The organism is Sorangium sp. So ce590 (genome assembly GCF_051521365.1).
Classification (GTDB): Bacteria; Myxococcota_A; Polyangia; order Polyangiales; family Polyangiaceae; genus Sorangium.
In genome coordinates this window covers 1,257,468-1,276,424 of record NZ_CP150346.1, presented here as the reverse complement: position 1 = coordinate 1,276,424, position 18,957 = coordinate 1,257,468, and the positions used below count along the sequence as shown (strand labels likewise).

Annotated in this window: 9 protein-coding genes; 4 read left to right on the top strand and 5 right to left on the bottom strand. The window is 76.5% G+C overall.

What is annotated here, in order from left to right:
• Positions 1-232: 232 nt before the first annotated feature.
• Complete coding sequence (locus WMF28_RS04655; RefSeq protein WP_437600825.1) at positions 233-2,116, top strand: S41 family peptidase; 1,884 nt, start codon at positions 233-235, stop codon at positions 2,114-2,116.
• 6 nt (positions 2,117-2,122) lie between these two features.
• On the opposite strand, the gene WMF28_RS04650 is transcribed toward WMF28_RS04655, so the two are convergent.
• Positions 2,123-6,391 carry a DnaJ domain-containing protein gene (locus WMF28_RS04650; RefSeq protein WP_437600824.1) on the bottom strand — a complete coding sequence of 1,423 codons (4,269 nt, stop codon included), beginning with the start codon at positions 6,389-6,391 and terminating at the stop codon, positions 2,123-2,125.
• Positions 6,388-9,213 (bottom strand): protein kinase domain-containing protein, encoded by a 2,826-nt coding sequence (locus tag WMF28_RS04645; protein ID WP_437600823.1) that lies wholly within the window; start codon positions 9,211-9,213, stop codon positions 6,388-6,390. The genes WMF28_RS04650 and WMF28_RS04645 overlap by 4 nt, the downstream gene beginning before the upstream one ends.
• Before the next feature lie 199 nt (positions 9,214-9,412).
• Here WMF28_RS04645 and WMF28_RS04640 point away from each other — a divergent pair, with 199 nt between their 5' ends.
• Positions 9,413-9,703 (top strand): PEGA domain-containing protein, encoded by a 291-nt coding sequence (locus WMF28_RS04640; RefSeq protein ID WP_437600822.1) that lies wholly within the window; start codon positions 9,413-9,415, stop codon positions 9,701-9,703.
• A 118-nt stretch (positions 9,704-9,821) separates the two neighbouring features.
• Here WMF28_RS04640 and WMF28_RS04635 read toward each other — a convergent pair whose 3' ends face one another.
• The 3 genes from WMF28_RS04635 to WMF28_RS04625 form a co-directional block, all read right to left on the bottom strand.
• Positions 9,822-10,775, bottom strand: a complete 954-nt coding sequence (locus WMF28_RS04635) for a 3D domain-containing protein (RefSeq protein ID WP_437604214.1) — start codon at positions 10,773-10,775, stop codon at positions 9,822-9,824.
• Positions 10,776-10,780: 5 nt separating this feature from the next.
• On the bottom strand, positions 10,781-12,571 hold the full coding sequence (locus tag WMF28_RS04630; RefSeq protein ID WP_437600821.1) for a hypothetical protein: 1,791 nt from the start codon (positions 12,569-12,571) through the stop codon (positions 10,781-10,783).
• Between the two features lie 101 nt (positions 12,572-12,672).
• Positions 12,673-16,266: a protein kinase domain-containing protein gene (locus WMF28_RS04625; RefSeq protein WP_437600820.1), complete on the bottom strand. Its 3,594-nt coding sequence runs from the start codon at positions 16,264-16,266 to the stop codon at positions 12,673-12,675.
• A 175-nt stretch (positions 16,267-16,441) separates the two neighbouring features.
• Here WMF28_RS04625 and WMF28_RS04620 point away from each other — a divergent pair, with 175 nt between their 5' ends.
• Positions 16,442-17,584, top strand: coding sequence for an SDR family oxidoreductase (locus WMF28_RS04620; protein WP_437600819.1), 1,143 nt, complete (start codon positions 16,442-16,444; stop codon positions 17,582-17,584).
• Positions 17,581-18,942, top strand: a complete 1,362-nt coding sequence (locus WMF28_RS04615; protein WP_437600818.1) for a GDSL-type esterase/lipase family protein — start codon at positions 17,581-17,583, stop codon at positions 18,940-18,942. The genes WMF28_RS04620 and WMF28_RS04615 overlap by 4 nt, the downstream gene beginning before the upstream one ends.
• The last annotated feature ends 15 nt before the right edge of the window (positions 18,943-18,957 follow it).

Here is an 18,957-nt window from a genome sequence, read left to right as displayed (position 1 = left end):
ACGTGTTCGGATCTCCCGAGGGACGCGAAAGCTTTGCGGGGAGCGGAGGAGCACGGATGCGCGGCGCTGAGCCCAGATCCATAGCGCGCGAGCGGCGAATGAGAACAGGGCGTGTCTTCCAGGTTTCGGGCGTCGGCAGCGCCCGCGGCGCCCTCCGCGCCCCGCGAGCGCGCGCCCCGGTCTCCGCCGTCGCCTCTGCCCCCGCCACCCGCGTCGTGATATTCGGAGAGCCGTGAGGACACGCGTCGCGAGCTCCGTCGCGTGCATCGCCGCATGCCTTGCGGCGCTCGCCTTGCTGTCGCGCGAGGCGGAGACGCCCCTCGCGAAGGCGCGGCGCGGGCTGGCTCGGCCCCTCCTCCACGCCATCGCGCCCGACGACGAGGAGATCGACGGCGCCGGCTGCGATCCGAACGCCCTCGACCGCGGCATCGCGGTGCCGACCGGGGCGCCGACCTCGCTCGGCTGCGAGCAGGCGCGCGCCATCGTCGCCCAGGCCCGCACCACGCTGGCCGCTCCGCCGCTCCGCGTCGATCCCGCAAAGTTTGCCGAGGCGACCTCCGACTGGCTCGATCCGCACGGGCTCTGGTCGGTCGCGCCCGACGCGCCCGTGGGGGCATCGCTGGGGCGGGAAGCTGCTGCGCTCCTCGCCGAGCTGCAGGCGCCCGTGGGCAGCGGGCCGTGCTCGGCGGCGCTGCGCGTGGGCGAGGAGCTCTCCCGGTGGTCGCGCGAGCTCGATGGGCTCTTCGACGAGGGCTACCGGCGCGGGCTGGCCAGCCCGCCCGCGACCCTGGCCCAGGCGTGGGAGCTGATCTCCGCGGCGCCGTTCGAGGACGGCGAGGTGACGCGGAGCGCCCGGGATCTCGCGCGCGAGCTCGGTCGGGAGGTCGGCGGGCTGCACGCGCGCTTCGGAGAGCCGCTCGCCCGCTACGCCGACGCCGTGCGCGAGCGCGCGGCGCCCTCGCTGAGCGGGGACGGCTGGGCGCGCACGGTGATCGCGGCCGCGGTGCGCGCCTACGTGCCCCAGCTGGACGCCCACGGCGCCTGGGCGCCGCTCGAGGAGGAGGTCTCCATCTACGACCTCGACCTCGAGGCGCGCCCGCCGGCCCGGCTCTGGCAGGAGATGACGCGCACCGCGATCGGGGTGCGCATCGACCGCGGCGCGCTCGCGCCGCTCGCGGACGGCGACGTGGTGATCCGGATCCAGGATCTGCCGATCTCGGGCATGAGCGTCGAGCAAGCCGAGCAGCTCGCCGTGCTGGCCGACGTGCGGCCCGGGACGACCGCGCGCGTCGCGCTGCTCCGGCGCGGCGCCGCGGCGCCCGTCGAGCTGGCCGTGGCGCCGCACCCGATCGGACCGCAGCCGGCGGAGCCCGCGCCGGCCTCGCTGCAGCTCGATCTGGTGCGGTTCGGCGACGGCAAGGTCGCGGTGATCACCGTCCCCGACGTCCCCGACGACCTCGGCGATCGGGTCGCGGCGGCGCTCCTCCGCGCGCGCGCGGAGAGCGACACGCGGGGCGTGATGCTCGACGTGCGCGCGAACGGCGGCGGCTCGACCGACGGGGCGATCGCCGCGCTGGGGCTGTTCCTGCCGGGCGTGCCGCTGTTCCCGATGCGGCGCCGCGACGGCGGCGTCGAGGTGGAGCGCTCGCCCGACGTGCCCGAGGGGCGCGGGTGGAGCGGGCCGCTCGCGGTGCTCGTCGACGGCGACTCCGCGAGCGCGGCGGAGATGATCGCCGGCGCGATCGGCAGCTACCGGCGCGGCGTGGTCATCGGCGATCGCACCTACGGCAAGGGGTGCGCCCAGGAGTACCTCGACGACGACGCCCACGTCGGCGTCCTGCGCCTCACCACGCTGCTCTACGCGCTCCCCGACGGCGCGCCGGTGCAGAAGGTCGGCATCGTGCCGCAGGTGCAGCTCGCGCTGCCAGCGACGAACGAGCGGGAAGCGCGCGTGGACCGGGCGCTCGGCCCGTGGCGCGGCCCCGACGTGCGCGATCTGCACCGCGTGCGCGAGGTGCCGTGGTCGGCGCACGCGGGGCGGGTGGGGCCCTGCCGCGACGAGACGGTCTGCCGCGCGCTGCGGTCGCTCGGCGCGGTCCGGGCGGCGGCGCGCTGACGCGCGTCAGCGCTTCCAGAATTTGCCGAGGAGGCCGCCCGCGGGCGTCGGGTCGTTGTTCGTGCGGCTGCGCATCTCCTGCACGCGCACCTCGCGGATGGCGTCGAGGTTCTTCGGGTTGATCTCGGCCGCCAGGCGGAAATCGCGGCTCGCCCGGTCGACCCGCCCCGTGCGCTTGAGGAGCATGCCGCGGAAGAAGAGCGCCCGCTCGTAGCGGGGCTCCTTCCCCAGGACGACGTCCAGCGTCTCGATCAGGTCGTCGTAGTGCGCGCTCGTGGCCCCCTCCGCGAACGCGGGCGGCTCGCCGCGCCGCTGCGCCTGGATCCAGACGAGCAGCGTCATGTACTCGGGCTGCTCCGGGTCGGCGTTCAACGCGCGCCGCGCGCGGATCTCGGCGCCCATGAGGTCGTTCTTCTTGAGCAGGATCTCGGCCTTCTGGAAATCGAGCGCGGCGTCGACGACGCGGGCGATCTTCTCGTCGTCCTCCGCGGGGGCCGCGGCCTCCTTCGGCGCCTGCATGTACTCGGCGCGCCGCTTCGGATCGCTCAGCGTCTGGTAGGCCTCGCTGATGCGGGCGAACACGCGCGCGACGAGCGGCTTGACGTCCTGGAGCTCCGCCGGCGTCCGGTCGGGGTGCCACTGCTTGGCGAGCGCGAAATAGACGGCCTGCACGCGCTCAGGAGGGACGTCCTCCGCGACGCCGAGCATCTGGAAGAAGCTCTCGCCGTCGATCGCGGCGGCGCGCGCCTCGATCTCGGCGCGGCGCGCGGTGAGCTCGGGGCTCGGCGCGGCGCGCGGCAACGGCGGGAGAGCGGGCGCGGGCGCCGTGGCGCGCGCCGGCGGAGGCGACGTGGACCCGGCGCGCCCCGCCCCCCGCGCGGCCCTGCCCTCCTGGCCGACGGCCGCCATCTTGACGGTGGGCGCCTGCGGCTGCGGCGGCTGCGCGCGGGTGCCGACGAAGGACGGCACAGGCGGCGGCTTCGGCCCCTTCGGATCCGCGCCGCGGCCGTCCAGCGCCCCGGACGGGGGCGGCATGGTCGAGCGGCGCGGGGCGAGCGGCTCGGCGAACGGGAACCCCGAGCGCCTGCTGGACGGCGCCGGGGGGGCCTCGGTCTGCCGCGGCGAGGCGCGGCCGTCGGCCTCGCCGCGCGCCGGGCGCGGCCCGGGCATCGTCGAGCCCGAGGTGGGGCGCGGCGAGCGCGCCGCCGCGCCGGCCGGCTCGCGCTGGGGGGCCTGGCCCGCGTCGGCAGGGACGGCGCCGGCGGCCCGCTCCCGCCCAGATCCACCGGACCCGCCGAGCCCCACAGGGCGACGGCCCACCGCGCCGAGATCGAGGTGCCGCGTGATCGCGAGCGCGTAGATCGTCAGCCGCACGACGCGCTCCTGCGCGACGCCGGCCCGGAGGAGCTCGGCGAGCGTCATGCGCCGCGTCCGCAGCAGGTCGACGACGGCCGCCTCGTCGCGGTGGAGCTGGAACCGCTTCATCTCGGCCTCGACGTGGAGGCCGAACTGCCGGCTCTGGATCCGGTCGAGGGTCGCGTCGATCAGCGGATCGTCGGCGTGGAGCCGGACGCCCGCCACGATCACCGCGAGCGGCTCGCATCCGATGAGCTCCGGACCGCCATAGGACGACAGCAGGTTCTGGCCATCGTAGTAGGCGTACCGCGTCTCGGGCGAGAGGTCGTAGAGCGCGACCAGCTTGCGCACGAGCTGCTCGCGCAGCACGGCGTAGACCGTCTCCCTGTCGAGCAGGCCCCAGGAGACGAGCAGCCGGCCGTGCAGCACCCTCCGCTTCGTGATGTCCCGGAGCGTCTCCCGGAGCGTCGGCTCGTCGAGGAGGCCGAGATCGAGGATCACCCGGTCGAGCGGGGCGATGATCGTCCCGGTCCAGATCTTGGCCGGCACGCCGTCGCTGAAGAAGATGCCGTGGCGCACGCCCGCGGGGTCGATGAAGCACGTGGTGCCGGTGAGGCGCCGATCGAGCATGTACACGAGCAGGTGGACGAGCGGCGTGCGCGCGAGCGTGCCCTCCGCGGTCGGCGCCTCGCCCGGCAGCGACAGCACCGCGATGGGGCCCGCCATGGCCGAGGGAGGCAGGTCCGACACCGGGGTGCGCTCGCGCCGCGGTGACTGCATGGCCGGGGGAGGCAGGTCCGACACCGGGGTGCGCTCGCGCCGCGGTGACTGCATGGCCGGGGGAGGCGGGTCCGACACCGGGGTGCGCTCGCGCCGCGGGGACTGCATGGCCGGGGGAGGCAGGTCCGACACCGGGGTGCGCTCGCGCCGCGGTGACTGCTCTCCCCAGCCGCGGGCGCGCAGCGCGAGCGGCCGCGCGCTCTCCTCGGGAACCTCGTCTGGATCGCTGTCTGTCTGCACCGACCACGACTCCTCTCCGTGAGCGCCCGGCGGGGGCGAGTACCGGTCCGCCGCCGCGGCGGGCTCCTGCTGCTGCGGTCGATCCGGCCAGCGCGCCGTGGTGCGCCCGGGCCGCAAGGTCGGCGAGCACTTGCCGGACGGCGCCGGCGGCAGGTCCGCGAGCATCCTGGCCTCTTCGCCGCCGTCGTCGGCCAGCGCCGCCGGCGCAGCCTCGGCCGGCGAGGCTGCGCCGCGGCCGGCGTCGCTGGACCACGGCTGCGTCCTCCGGCTCCCCGGCGAGCTGGTCATCGGCAGCGTGGGCGACGAGGGCCGCGTGATCTGCTGCGGCGGCATGCGCAGGCTGGCGAGCGGCGACGCCGGCGCGGCGCGGAGCGGCGGCTCCGCCGCGATCGCCGGCGACCGGAGCGACGCCTGCGGCGCCTCCTGGACGGCCGCGTGGGCGCGCATCGACGCGGCGGCGGGGTCGTCGCTGGTCGCGACGATCCGGCGGATGTGCCGCGTCGGCTCGCCCTGGCGAGGCCGCTCGGCGAGATCGACCTCGAGCGCGCGCGCGGCGATAGGACCGCCCGACGCGTCGAGGATCAGGCGGACGCGCGGCTGCGAGTAGCGGGCCGGGTGCGTCGGCGTCTGCACCACCAGCGCGACCTCGCCGGTCGAGAGCTCCACGAGCGTGCCGGTCGGGAAGATCCCGAGCGCGCCAACGAGCAGCCGCAGCACCGCGCGGTCCGCCGGATCGGTCACCTCCTGCTCGAGCTTGGCGATCGCCTCGTCGGCGGAGAGCGGCGCCTCGCCCGGCGCGGGCGTCAGGAGATCGTTGAAGGCGCGGGCGGTCGCGAGGATGCGCGCCTGCAGCGTCGGCTGGCGGAGGCCGCGGTACACCGGGCCGAGCGCCGCCTGGCGGCGCACCCAGTGCGCCTCGTAGGCCACCACGGTGCGCATGACGCTGGGCTCGTTGACGAGGCCGAGCGCGGTCAGCACGACCGCCGTACCCGCCGGGACGTCCGCCTCCTGCTGCTCGCTCAGCTGCGGGACGAGCCCGCCCGCGCCGCTCCCCGCGGCGCCGGTGAGCCGCGGCCGCGCGATGTCGAAGAGCAGCGCCGCCATCGAGAGCCGCTGCAGGAGGACGACGTCGCCCGTGATCTGCCGGGCCATCGCGAGGCTCAGGATCGCGGTGTTCACCGCGCGCCCGGCGTCGTCGTGGTTCTGGTTGCGGAGCGCGGTGACGCCCAGGAAGGCCGGCGTCTCGTTCGCGGAGAGGTCGACGAGGCGCTGCGTGATGCGCTTGACGCCCTGCCGCAGGGTGTAGCGGCCGTGCCGGAGGTCGTCGTAGAACCGGCGGAGGATCACGATCGCCGTCGCGTAGGTCCGCACGATCGCCGAGGTCTCGTCGCCCTCGCGATCGGCCGCCACCTCGCGGCGGAGGACCGCCTCGTCCACGGCGCGCAGGCGGACGCGCGGCGCCGGGCGGTCCGCGAGCGCCGGCTTGCTGCTCCGGAGGGCCTCGGCGAGCGCGGAGGCGAGCGCGTAGAGATCGCTCGCGCGGACGTCCTTCGCGACCCCGATCTCGGAGTAGCCGCAGCGGCTCAGGACGTCGCCGAGCTCGAGCGCGCCCTCGTAGACGGCGCGGTTCGCCTTGAGGAGCTGCCCGGAGACGAAGACCGAGCCGCGGGTGAACAGGATGGAGACGTTGTGGCCGGAGCGCTGGCCGAAGTCCTGGATCAGCGAGACCGTCTCCTCGACCTGCCGCACCATCGCCTGGTTGTCGATGGCGTGCAGCGTCGAGAGCTTCACCAGCCGGAAGAGGGCCTGCACGACGCTGGCGGCGAGATCGCGCGCCTGCTCGCGCCGGATGTTCTCGGACACGTTCTGGCTGATGACGTCGACCTGGGGAGCGGTCACGGGAGATCTCCGGCCGTCGAGATCCCCTTGCCGAGGCGCGCGGCGATCGCCTCGGCGGCGGCGCTCGCGGCGTCGCGCAGCGCCTGGCTGTTCCAGGGCCGCCGCTTCGAGGCCGCGAGCGCGGCGTCGAGCGCCTCCTGCGAGCGCGCCTCGCGGCCGAGCAGCTCCGCCGAGAGGCAGCGGGTCTGCTCCGTGGCCTCGTCGGCGAGCAGGCCGTGCCGCTGGAGCAGCTCGACGGCGACCGACTCGCCGCGCGCCGGGTTCAGCGTGTAGAGCGCGCCGAGGAACTCGCGCCGCTCGTCGAGGGCGAGCTGGTGGAACGAGCCGTCCTGCACGCGGCGGACGAGCAGCGGGCCGGCCGCGCGGACCTGGTGGTGCGCCAGCGTGCGGAGCGCCGCGACGCGCACCTCGGGCGGCGCCGCCTCGGCGAGCGAGAGCAGCTCGTCCCGGATCTGCTCGGGGCTCGCCGCGAGGTGGGCGATCGCCTCGCAGCGGAGCGCCGCGTTCGCGCACCCGGCGAGCCGCTTCAGCGCGCCGAGGGCGCCCTGCGTCCGCGACGCGGCGAACATCTTGAGGATCGGACGGGCGACGTCGAGATCCAGCGTCATGAGCGCGTCGACGACCCCCTCCTCGTGCCCGGGCAGCGTCCGCTCGAAGTAGCCGAGGAGCGCGCGGCGCAGGGGCTCGTGGCCGATGTGCCCGACGACCTCCATGGCGACGGGCAGGGTGTCGCTGCCGAGCTTGTGCAGGATGGGCGCGAGGCGCTGCGCGACGAGATCGAGATCCACGGGGGCGGGCTGCGCCGCGGCGCCGGGGGTGCCCGGCATGACGACGCGCGTCGCCTCGCGGAGGAGCAGGCGCATCGTGTCGGGCGGGAACATGCCCCGGGCGAGCTCCGTCGCGAGCGCGCCGCCCTGCTGCCTGGGCGCGAGCGCGTCGAGCGCCTTCTCGACCGCGTCGTGCATGCCGAAGAGCATGTCGAAGCGGCGCGCGAGGATGAGATCGCGCGCCGAGGCGGCCATCGGCTCGGTCACGAGCGCGACGTCCTGGTAGCGCTTCGCGTTCAGGAAGGCGTCCGCCACGATCTCGACGAAGCGCTCGCTCCAGCGGTCCGGGCTGAGCACGAGCTGCGTGCCGAGCGCGCGCTGCGCGACCGGGTCGAGGGCGAGCGCGCTCGCGGCGCGGCGCGCCGCGCGCAGCGCGGCCGCGTCGGTGTCGATCACCATCGCGGCCGCCTCGGCGCGGTTCGCCTTCTCCTCGGCGGCGCGCCGGGCCATGCCCTCGAGGTCGTCGGCCTCGTGCCAGAACTGCTCGCGATCGGCCGCGTCGCCCTCGGCGAAGATGCTCACCACGTCGTAGCGCACGTGCTCGAGGCGGCGCTCCCACAGCGCGGCCGCGACGTCGTCCTCGGGGGCGAGGTCGCGCAGCGGGTCGAGCAGCAGCACCTCGCAGAACGAGCGCAGCTCTTCCTCCGTGATGCCCGGCAGCAGCTGGACGCGCCGCACGCCGGCCGCGAAGAGGTTGTACGGGACCAGGTCGAGCGGGTGCGGCGGCTCCCACACCGTCCGCCGGCGGTGCTCGAAGGCGTACGGCGTCAGCGCCCAGTGGACGAGGCTCCCGTCCGCGCGCAGCGCCTCCACGATGGCCTGGAAGGTCGCGCGGAGCTTGTTGTCCGCGTCCGGATGGCGAAAGCCGTAGTGGCGCACCGCCGGGAGCAGCCGCTCCACGCGGCGGAACACCTCGGTGAGCCGCGTGACCGCGGGATCGTCCGGCTCCGCGTCCCCCGGCTCCTCCTGGGGCGCGGGCTCCTCCGGCGGCCGCCCCCCGACGGCCGTGGGCGAGTCGTCCGGCGGGGGGCGCCGCGTGCTCTGCGGCTCCGGGCGGCGCGGGACCGTCGCGCCGGTCTCCTCGAGGATGCGCAGCACCTCCTGCCGCATCTGCGCGGCCGAGTCGTAGCGGTTGCGCCGGTCCCAGGCGAGCGCCTTGTCGACGAGGCCGATGACCGAGGCGGGCAGCTCGGGCGCGATCCGCGCGAGCGACGGCGCCGGCGTCGTCGCGGCGAGGATGAACGCCTCGTTGTCCGAGCGCCCCTGGTGGAGGCGCTGGCCGCTGAGCACGGCGTACAGGGTCGCGCCGATCGAGAAGAGATCCGCCCGCCCGTCGACCCCCTCGGTCAGCCCCATCGCCTGCTCCGGCGCCATGAACGAGGGGGTGCCGAGCGCGGTGCCCGCCTTGGTCTTGTCGCCGGGCGCGCCGCGCAGCCTCGCCACGCCGAAGTCGAGCAGCTTCACCACGTTGTCCTTCGTGACGAAGATGTTCGCGGGCTTCAGGTCGCGGTGGACGATGCCTTCCCCGTGGAAGCTCTCCAGCGTCTGGAGCACGTCCCCGGCGATCCAGAGCGCCTCGGCGACGGGGAGCTTCCGGCTCTTGCGCTTCCAGAGCTGCTGCACGGTCTCGCCGTCGAGCAGCTCCATCACGAGGAACGGCTCGTCCTGCTCGGTGCTGTCGTCGTCGAGGATCGCGACCCGGCCAGGGTGATCGATCTTGTTGGCGACGTACCCCTCGCGCAGGAACCGGTCGCGGATGCCGACGTCCCGCGCGAACTCGGCGTGGAGGATCTTCAGCGCGGCGCGCGAGCCGTTCCGGTGAGTGGCGGCGTATACGGACGCCATGCCCCCCACGCCGAGGAGGGCGTCGATCCGCCACTTGTTGTTGAGGGTCATCCCGACGCGGGCGCGCGCCCGCTGCTTCTCGTCCGGGGCGTCCGAGACCTCCGAGGGAGGAGGGAGGACGGACTCGGGGATGACGCCACGTGAGGTCATTCGGCCACCGGAAGGCGGGAAATCGTATCACCTCCGCGCCCTCGCCAGGTTCCGGATTTCGAGGGGCAGGCAATGCTCCTTACCGTTTCCTGGCGCCCGGCGGGTGCAGGACGATCGCTGGTACGGGAGCTCGTCCCGTCCCCCAGAGATGGCGGAGGACACGACGAGCACGGCGGCGGAGCGTGAGCGGGGCGCCGCGATGTACGAAGAGGCACGGGCGAAGGTGGGCACCCTGGTGGTGCGCACCGACGTGGAGGGGGCGCTGGTGTTCGTGGACGGCACCCTGCGAGGGCTGACGCCGCTTCCAGATCCGCTGTTCGTGGAGCCCGGGGTGCACAGGATCTCCGTGGAGCACGAGGAGCACGAGACGACGCAGATGACGGTGCAGCTCGGCGCCGGTGGCCAGATCGAGAACGGGCTGACGCTCCAGCGGAAGCCCGCCGGCGCACCGCCGCCGCCAGAGCCGCCGAGCCGCATGCCCGGCACGTGATGGCCATCCCCGCTGGGGCTCAGAACACCGATGGGCGGAGGGCGGCTCGATGCGCGAGGTCCACGGCGTGCTCGAATCCGCTTCCGGAGATCCCTGGCGGGACCGCTGGTGCGCGGAGCTAGGACGGCCCGGCAGGGCCCCCGAGCGCGCGACAGCGCGCGTCATCGAGCACGGGGCGCACGCCGCGGTTCGACGGGAAGAGCGCGTTGAGGCGCGCGGTGACCGCGGGATCGCCGGTGAAGACGTCGATCTGGCGGCCGACGACCTTGATGCCGCGGTCCTCGGCGACGAAGCAGCCGTCGTGGCGGCCCCCGTCCGGGAGCGGCAGCCCGACGAGCTCGGGCACGTAAAGGGCCGTGCCGAGCGGAATGACGCTCGAGTCGACCGCGACCGTGCGCAGCGGCGTGATGGCGCGCCCGGTGGCGCCGCGGCCGTACGGGAAGCGCCGCGGGTCGAGCCGCTCGAAGCAGATCTGCTGACCGGTGCGCGGGCAGGCGTCGGCGCACGCGCAGCCGCGCCGCGCGAAGCTCACCGTGTCGCCCGAAGCGAGCCGGCCGCTCCCCTGGACGCAGACCTGGTCGTGGAACGCGCGCGGGACGCTCGCGAGCGGCGCGCAGGCAGCGTCGTAGAGGACCGCGTCCTTCGGCCCGCCGCCCTCGCTCGGGAAGTCGTAGTAGGTGTTCCGGAACAGCCCGGGCGCGAGCCCCGGCGCCACGGGCGGCGCCGGCGCCGCGCGGGCGGGCCTGCCGTGCTCGCGCACGAGGATCGCGGGCTCGTCCTGCGCAGAGGCCGCGCCCGCGGCGCCGCCCAGATCGGCCTGCGCCGCGTCGGGCGCCGCGTCGGGCCCGCCGAGGGCGCGGCCCCCGGGACCGCTGGCGGCGCCGGCCGTCGGGTCGCGATCGCCGCTGTCCGGCGGTCGCGCATTGAGCCAGCCGGCGCCCCCGCGCGCGAGCCGCGGATCGCTCGAGCCGTCCTCGACCCAGTCCGCGCCCCCCTTCGCCGCGCACCCCGCGGCGAGCGCGAGCAGCAACGCACGGAGCCCGCGGACGACGGGCGCCCCCGCGCGCGCCACGCTCGTCAAAAGGCGCCTCCGAGGCGGGCGAGCTCCCGGATCGCCGCGGCGGCGATGTCAGCGCGCACCCAGATCGCGGCGGGGGCGCCGGCGCCGGCCGGCGCGGCGCCGGCGGCGATCACCACGGGCGCCGGATCGCCCGCGCCCGGCTGGCCGAGGCGGCTCGCGACGAGCCGCAGCGGCTCGACCACCAGCGCGAACGCGATGTCCGCGCCGAGCGGGGCCAGCGCGGCCTTCATGGCCGGGACGTCGCCGAGGCTCTCCCCCTGGACCGCGGCGACGGCGCTGCGGAGCCCCGCGCCCGGATCGTTGCCGACCGACGCGAAGAGGCCGTCGTCGCGGATCTGGTAGAGTAGCTCGATCGCGGCCGGCGGCGGCGCCGCGGCCGGCGCTCCCTTCCGCGCCGGCGGCGCCGGCGCTCCCTTCCGCGCCGGCGGCGCCGGCGACGCGCCCGCGCCGCCGGGCCGGATCGCCGCGGCGGTCTGCTCGAAGCGCACGCGCCGCACCTCGCCTTCGAGCTGCGGGAGCTCGGCCTTGCCCGTGGAGGCCCGGATCCCCTCCCGCTGCAGCGCGGCCTTGATCGGCGGGAGCTCCGTGGCGCCGAGGAGGTCCTGGATCGCGGCCTCGAGCTTGGCCCGGTCGCCCACGGCGGCGCGCACGAACGCCGTGGGGCCCCGGCCGTCGAAGCGGAGCCCGCCGGCGAACCAGTCGCCGCGCGCGTCGGACGCCGCGCGGATCGCGGCGCCGAGCCGCTCGCGCTCGGCGGGCGGGAGGCCGCCCTCGATGAGCCCCGCGAGGGCGTCGACGAGCTTGGGGACGTTCTCGGCGCGCGACGCGGCCCGGTCGCGGACCAGGATCCCGGCGAGCGCGTCGGCGGGCAGATCGAGCAGCGGCCTCACGTCGCCGACCGCGAGCTCGGTCGACGCCTTCGACGCCGGGCCACCCCCGGCCTTCGGCGTTCCGGAGACGCGCAGGTGCGCGCTCTCGTCGAGCACCAGCGTGAGGCGCGCCCGCTCGAGATCGCCGAGCACCGCGAGCCCGCCCTCGATCATCGGGGCGAGCGGGACCGCGGTGGCGGCCGGCGCGCCGTCCGGCCCGCGCGCCTCGTCCCAGGCGCTCCGCGCCGCCCTGAGCACCGGGCCCTCGATCGCGGGCCGCGGGATCTCGATCGCGAGATCCTCCTTCGGCACCTGCGCCTGCGGCATCGTCCGCGCGACGTACGGGCCCAGGGTGGTCAGGTCGCTCGGGCTCTCCGCGACGAGCAGGTAGTTGCCGAGGACGCCGAGGGCCACCGGGCTCGCTCCCTGCAGCGGCTCGAGCAGCGCGATCGAGGTCGCCGCGTCGGGCTTCGCGCGGAAGCGCGCCCCCTCGCCCCGCGTGAGCTGGTCGATCAGACGCCCGCCGTCCTTCACATGGATGCCGAGCGCGGCCCGGGGGCGCGGCCGGTCGGGGGACTCCACGGCCGCGCCGAGCAACGGCACGTTGCCGTCGATCTCGGAGGCGACGGCGATGGGCAGGCCGAGCAGCGACGCGGCGAGGGCGCCGGCGCTGCTCGGGAGGAGCGCCGCCGGGCCGCCGAGGAGGGCGCGCGCCTTGGCCCACGTGGCGTCGGGCGTCGGGAGGTACGCCTCGGCGATGAGCCCCGCCGGCGCGGGCACGGGGCTCAGGCCCGCGACGCCGGCGTCGGCCGGTGCGCCCGGCGATTTGCAGCCGAGGGCGCCCGCGCTCAGGCCAAGGACGAGGGCCAGGAGCGCGGCGGCGCGGCGGCGCACGGCGGAGGTCGGTCGTGCGATCACGACCGCACGGTAGCGCCTTCCTGCCGCGATCGACCACGAACCTGCAGAACCGCCGCGCGCTGGGTCCCCGGGGCGCCGCCGCGCCGCGGCGCAGCGGCGCGTCAGGACCTCGGGGAGCGGCGGGCGGCGACGATCACGGCGGACTCGCCGAGGCAGATGCGCGCGAGCGAGAGCAGCATCGCGTTCTCGCGGACGCGGTGCAGGAAGCTCTCGCGCAGGGCGGGCTCCGGGATCGCCGCGGCCCGGACGAGGAGCCGATCGCGGCCCCGGGCAGCGGCGGCGCGGGCGCCCTCGAGGTCCCCCGCGGCGCGCGCCGCCTCGACGGCGGCGACGAGGACCAGCGACTCGAACGCCTCGAGGCCGCCGTGGCGCGCGAGGAGGCCTTCGGCCTCGCGCGCCGCCGAGAGCGCGTCGTCGGCGCGCCCCTGGGCGGACAGGGCGCGCGCGAGCGCGGCGAGCGCCCCGGCGCGGGAGGGCGGCACCACCTGGAGGAGCTCCGCGGCGTCGCGGGCGTCGGACTCCGCCGCGGCGAAGTCCCCGGCGGCGTGGGCGATGAGGGCGGCGTAAATGCGGGTGCCGCCCTCGAGGCGCAGGTTGCCCTGCGCGCGGGCCTCCAGGATGGCCTGCCGCGAGAGCGCGAGCGCGTCGTCGAGCCGACCGCTGGCCGCGAGCACGCGGCCGAGGTTCTGCCGGGCGCGCGTGGCGACGGTGCGCAACCCCATGCGCTCGGCCGCCGCGAGCGCGGCGGTGAGCTCCTCGCCGGCCCGCTCTGGATCGCCGAGCTCGAGGAGCGCGCAGCCGAGGCTGACGCGGGCGTTGCACGCGTCGCGGACGTCGCCGGCCCGCTCGAACGCGTCGACCGCGGCGGCGTAGCCCGCCATGTCGCCCGCGGGATCGCCGAGGTGCCGCGCCCGCGCGCCGCGCAGCCGGTGCACCTCGGCGGCGGCGCGCGGCGCGAGGGACGCGAGATCCCCCGCGAGGGCGCGCACCCGCGCGATCAGCGCGTCCGCCTCGGCGTAACGCCCCGCGGGGAAGAGCTGGCGCGCCGCCGAGCACAGGGCGATGACGCGCGCCGAGCGGATGTCGGCCGCGGCCCGGGCCCCGGACGGCTCGCTCCGGGGCGCGCCCGCGTCGCCTGGACCGCCCGCCGTGGCTCCGGCATCGCCGCACGCGGCGACCTCCTTCGCCCAGGCGGTCGTGAGCATGTAGTCGCCCCTCCGGCCGCTCGCGCTCATCAGCTCGTCGGCGGCGCGGAACCAGGGCGGCGTGCCGCGAGGCAGGCGCCGCGCCGCCTGGGCGGCGCAGCGCTGGGCCTGCTCGAACTCGCCGCGCCAGCGGTGCGCCTCCGCCTGGACCAGGCGCAGCGCGCTCAGCGTCTCGCCCTCGCGCGGGCCGTACGGGTCGGCCGAGGCGCCGCGCTCCCCGGCGAGGTCCTCGTCCGCGAGCCGATCGCAGAGGTCTCCGTGCCGCGCGCCCCGCTCCGCGTGCGCGATCGCCGCGGCGAGATCGCCGCGCTCGAGCGCCTGCTCGGCGCCGCGCAGGAACCACTGCATCGCCCGGCCGTGCTCTCCGCCGTGGTCGAAGTGCTCCGCGAGCACGATCGCGTCGATCTCACCGGACTGCTCGAGCCACGCGCCCGCGAGCCGGTGGCCGAGGAGCCGGTCGCCCCGGGTGAGCGTCGCGTACGCGGCCTCGCGGAGGCGCGCGTGCCGGAACGCGTACTCCTCCTCGCCGGCGAACCTGCACGCGGGGCGCCGCTCGACGAGCGCGCGCGCGACGAGCTCGAGGAGCCACCTGTCCAGGTCCGGCGCGCCCTGCGCCCCGCCGAGCAGGGAGGCCACGCCGCCGCGCCAGAACGCCTCGCCGAAGATGCTCGCCGCGCGGAGGATGCGGCGCACCGCCGGGTGCAGGTCGTCGAGGCGGGCGTGCGCCATCGCGAGCACCGTCTCGGGCGAGCCCTCGGCGTCGCCGCGGGCGACCGACCGGATCAGCTCCTCGAGGTAGAACGCGCGCGCCGCCGCGCTGCCGTCGGCGCGCGCCTCCGCGGCGGCGCCCTGCCCCATCACCTCGCGGGCGAGCTGCCCCGGGGCACGGGGAGCGCGCTCGCCGGGCCGAGGATCGAGGGGGGCGCCGGCGGCCCAGAGCTCGGGGAAGAGGCGCTCCATCTCGTGACGGCCGAGCGCGAGCAGGCCGGCCGTCACGTCGTCGATCAGGACACCGCCGTGCGGCGGCGCGCCGTCGCTCCCGGCGCCGGCGGGGCGCTCCCCCTCCGCGCGCGACCGCGCGCCGAGCAGCGCCGCGGCGCGATCGATCACCTGCCGCGCAGGCCAGCGGCCGGAGGCGACGTCCTGGCCGGTCGCGAGCGCGACGGAGACGTCCGCGGGCAGCAGCGAGCGCAGCGCGAGCGCGCAGCGCGCCGCGTGGGCGGCCTGGTCCGTCGGCGTCCTCGCCTGCGCTCCGGCGGGGCGCGGCGGCTCCGCCTGCAGGTTGGCCTCGCCGCCGCCGGCGATCGTGACGAGGAGCCACCTGGCAGCGAGCCGGTCGACGCGCCCGCCGAAGGGCGCGACCGCGGCCCGGACCGCCGCCTCCATCGCGGCCCTCGGCGCGGGCTCCTGGGGGTGCGCCGGCGGCAGAGCGGCGCCCGGCGCGGCGGGCCCGGCGCTCGCGGCGGGCGCCGCCGCCGCGGCGTCGCCCGGGAGCGCGCCGTGGATGAGCACCACGCTGATGAGCCGCGGCTCGCCCGCGGCGCTCTCGGCCAGCGCCCGGGCGAGCCGCGTGCTCGGCGTCCCGCTCTCGCCGGTGTCCCTGGCCTGTTCCCGGGCGACGCGGAGCTGCGCCGCGCTCGCGAGGACCTCGTTCCCGTCCCGCGGCCGGCCGTCCGGATCCTTCTCGAGCATCCACGCGACCAGATCGTCGAGCGCGGCGGGCACGTCGGGTCGCAGCTCCGAGAGCCGGCGCGGGCCCACGAGCGCGGCCTTCGCGAGGATCGCCATCACCTGATCGCCGGCGAAGGGAGGCCGGCCGGTGAGGCAGTTCCAGATCACGCACCCGAGCGAGAACACGTCGGCGCGGGCGTCGACGTGCGGGTCGCCGCGCGCCTGCTCGGGCGCCATGTACCCCGGCGTCCCGAGCGTCACCCCGTCGCGCGCGAGCTCGCCCGCCCGGAGGACGCCGGCGTCGTGCGCGCGCGCGGGCAGGCCCACGGGAGCCCCGGCGTCCGCGCCGGCGCGAGCGATCCCGAAATCGACGATCTTGGCGCCCTCCAGCGCGCCGCCCGGCAGGAAGATGTTCCCGGGCGTGACGTCGCGGTGGACGATGCCCCGCTCGTGCGCCGCGCCGAGCGCGCCCGCGAGGCGCTGCAGCAACGTCACCGCGCCGTCCACGCTGAGCCGCGCGCGCGCCACGTGCGCGGCGAGGTCCTCGCCGTCGAGCCACTCGAGCGCGAGGTACCGCTGCTGATCCGCGGTGACCCCGTGCGCGACGTAGCGGACGATCCCCGGGTGGCGCAGCCCGGAGAGGAGCTGCGCCTCACGCTCGAGCCGCCTCTCCTGATGCTCGGCCCCGCGGTGCAGGATCTTCAGCGCGACCGGGCTGTCGTCGGTCAGGTCGGTGGCCCGGTACACCGAGCCCATCCCGCCCGATCCCGCCAGGCCCTCGATCCTGAACCGGTCCGCGACCGTGACTCCCGGGCGCATCAACCGGGCGATTATACGTGGGGCCGCGGTCGCGGATAGGGGCAGCCCTCGGCCGCGCGCCCCCGCCGGAGGGCGGCCCGCGCTGCCGCATATGCCCCCATCGCTCCGCGCTCGTCCGAGGCGGCGTCAACGGAAAGCTGCGGAGCAGGCACACTGCTGCGGTAAGCTTCGATCGATGCCTCGCCCCGGCCACGACAGCGTGGTGCTCATCACCGGCTTCCCCTCGTTCATCGCGCGGAGGATGCTGCAGCACATCCTCGCGTCGGAGCCGCGCACGCTCGTGTATGCCGTGGTGGTCGCGAATTCGTCGGCGCAGGCGGCCGCGGAGCGCGACGCGCTCCCGGCGGCGGACCGCGAGCGCGTCGTGCTGCTCGAGGGGGACGTCGCGGCGATGGATCTCGGCCTGTCCGGCGCCGAGTTCCGGCAGCTCGCCGGCGAGGTCGACCGGATCCATCACCTCGCGTACGTGAGCAAAGCCGGCGCCGACCGGAGCGCCGCCCACGCCCTGAACGTCGTCGGGACCGCCGAGGTGCTCGAGCTCGCCCGCGCCTGCACCTCGCTCCAGTGCCTGGTGCATCAATCGACCGCGTTCGTGGCCGGCGATCGTACAGGGACGGTGTACGAGGAGGATCTCGAGGCGGGTCAGGCGTTCCGCAACCCTGTGGAGGAGACGCGGATGCGCGCGGAGGTGCTCGTGCGGCGGGCGATGCGCCACGTGCCGGTGGCGGTCGTCCGGCCGACCACGGTGGTGGGCGACTCGGTGACCGGGGAGATCGACCGGCTCGACGGCCTGTACCTCCTCGTGCTGCTCATCATGGCGGCGCCGGCCGACATGGCGATCCCGATGCCCGGCCGCGGCGACGTCCCGCTCAACATCGTCCCCATCGACTTCGTGGTCCGCGCGACGCACGCGATCGGCCTGCACCGGCTCGCGCCGCGCCGCACGTTCCACATCGCCGACCCGCACCCGCTGTCGGCGCGGCGGGTCTTCGACCTCATCGCCCGGGCGAGCGGCCGCCGCGCCGCGCGCGGTCACATCCCGTCGAACCTCGCCAAGGCGCTGCTCCGCACGCCCGGGATCGAGCGCTTCCTCCGCAGCCCGCGCGCGTTCGTCGAGCAGCTGATGACCCCCGTGCGCTACGACGCCCGGAACGCGGACCTCGTGCTGACCGGCGCCGGGCTCGCCTGCCCCCCCTTCGAGTCGTACGTCGACGTGCTCGTCGGCGCCGTGCAGGAGCGTGTCCGCGAGCGGCGCGAGCGCCAGGAGATCGAGGCCAGCGCGGACGCCGAGCTCGACATCGAGGATCCGCTCTCGTGAGCGGCGCAGCCCGCTCCGCGCCTCGCGCGGAGGCCCCGGAGCGCGGCATCTCCGCGCCTCCTCGGCGCCTCCTCGCGGCGCTGCTCGTGGCCGCGGCGCTCGGCTGCAGCTCGACACGCGAGCACGTCGCGCCCCCGTCGCCCGAGGTGGGGGCCGCGCCGGCCGGGGCGCCCCCGCCGCGCCCGGCGGAGATCGCCGCGCCCGGCGGCGAGCGCACGGCCGCGCCGCGCCTCCCTGAGCCCCCGCCGGAGCTCGCGCTGCTGCGCCCGGAGGACGGGCCCTACGCGCACTTCTTCGCGGCGCTCCGCGCCCTCGAGCAGCGGCGCCGCAAGGACCACGTGCGCATCGCCTGGCTCGGCGACTCGCACGCCGCGGCGGACTTCTGGAGCGGCGCGGTCCGCTCGGCGCTGCAGCGGCGCTTCGGCGACGGCGGCGTCGGCTTCGTGCACCTCGGCTATGCCGCCTACCGCCACGAGCGCGCGCGGCTCACGGCCGACGGCAAGTGGCGGACCCGCCCGAAGACGCCGGGCGGCTCCACGCCGATCGACGACGGCGTCTTCGGGCTCGGGGGGATCCTCTTCAGCGCGCACAAGGGCCCGGCGCGCGCGGAGATCACGGTCACCGGGGCGGGGCCTTCCACGCGGCTGCTCTGGGACGTGTGCTTCCGATCGAGCGCGCCGACCGACGAGCTCGCGGTGACGATCGAGGGCGGCCCGAGCGAGGTCCTCCGCGGGGCCGCGGGCGACGTCCCCGGCGCGCTCGAGCACACGAAGCTCGCGAGCGTGGGCGCGGCGAAGCTCGGCGTCGTGCCGTCGGGTGCGCCCGAGCTCTGCGGGCTCGTCGTCGAGACCGATCCGGAGGTCCAGCCCGGGGTGGTGCTCGACACGCTCGGCATCAACGGCGCCCGCCTGGCGACGGCGCTGCGGTGGAACGAGCTCGCCTGGGCTGCCGAGCTCGCGCGGCGCTCGCCCGAGCTCGTCGTGCTGGAGTACGGCACGAACGAGGCGGGCGACGTCACCACGGATCCATCCCTCTACGCGAAGCAGCTGGCCGAGCTGCTCGCCCGCACCCGCAGGGTCGAGCCCGACGCCGACTGCCTGGTCCTCGCGCCCACGGACCGGAAGGACACGGCGGAGCGCACGCCCCTCGTCCGAGACGTGCTGCGCGACGCCGCCCGGGAGGGCGGCTGCGCGTTCTGGGACACGTACGAGGCGATGGGCGGGAGGGGCTCCATCGAGACCTGGTACCGCGAGCGCCCGCCGCGCGCGTCGCGCGACGGCGTCCACCTGACGTTCCGCGGCTACCGGGAGCTCGGCGTGAAGCTCTCGAGCGCCATCCTCGAGCGCTATCGCCCCTGACGAGCGGATCGACCC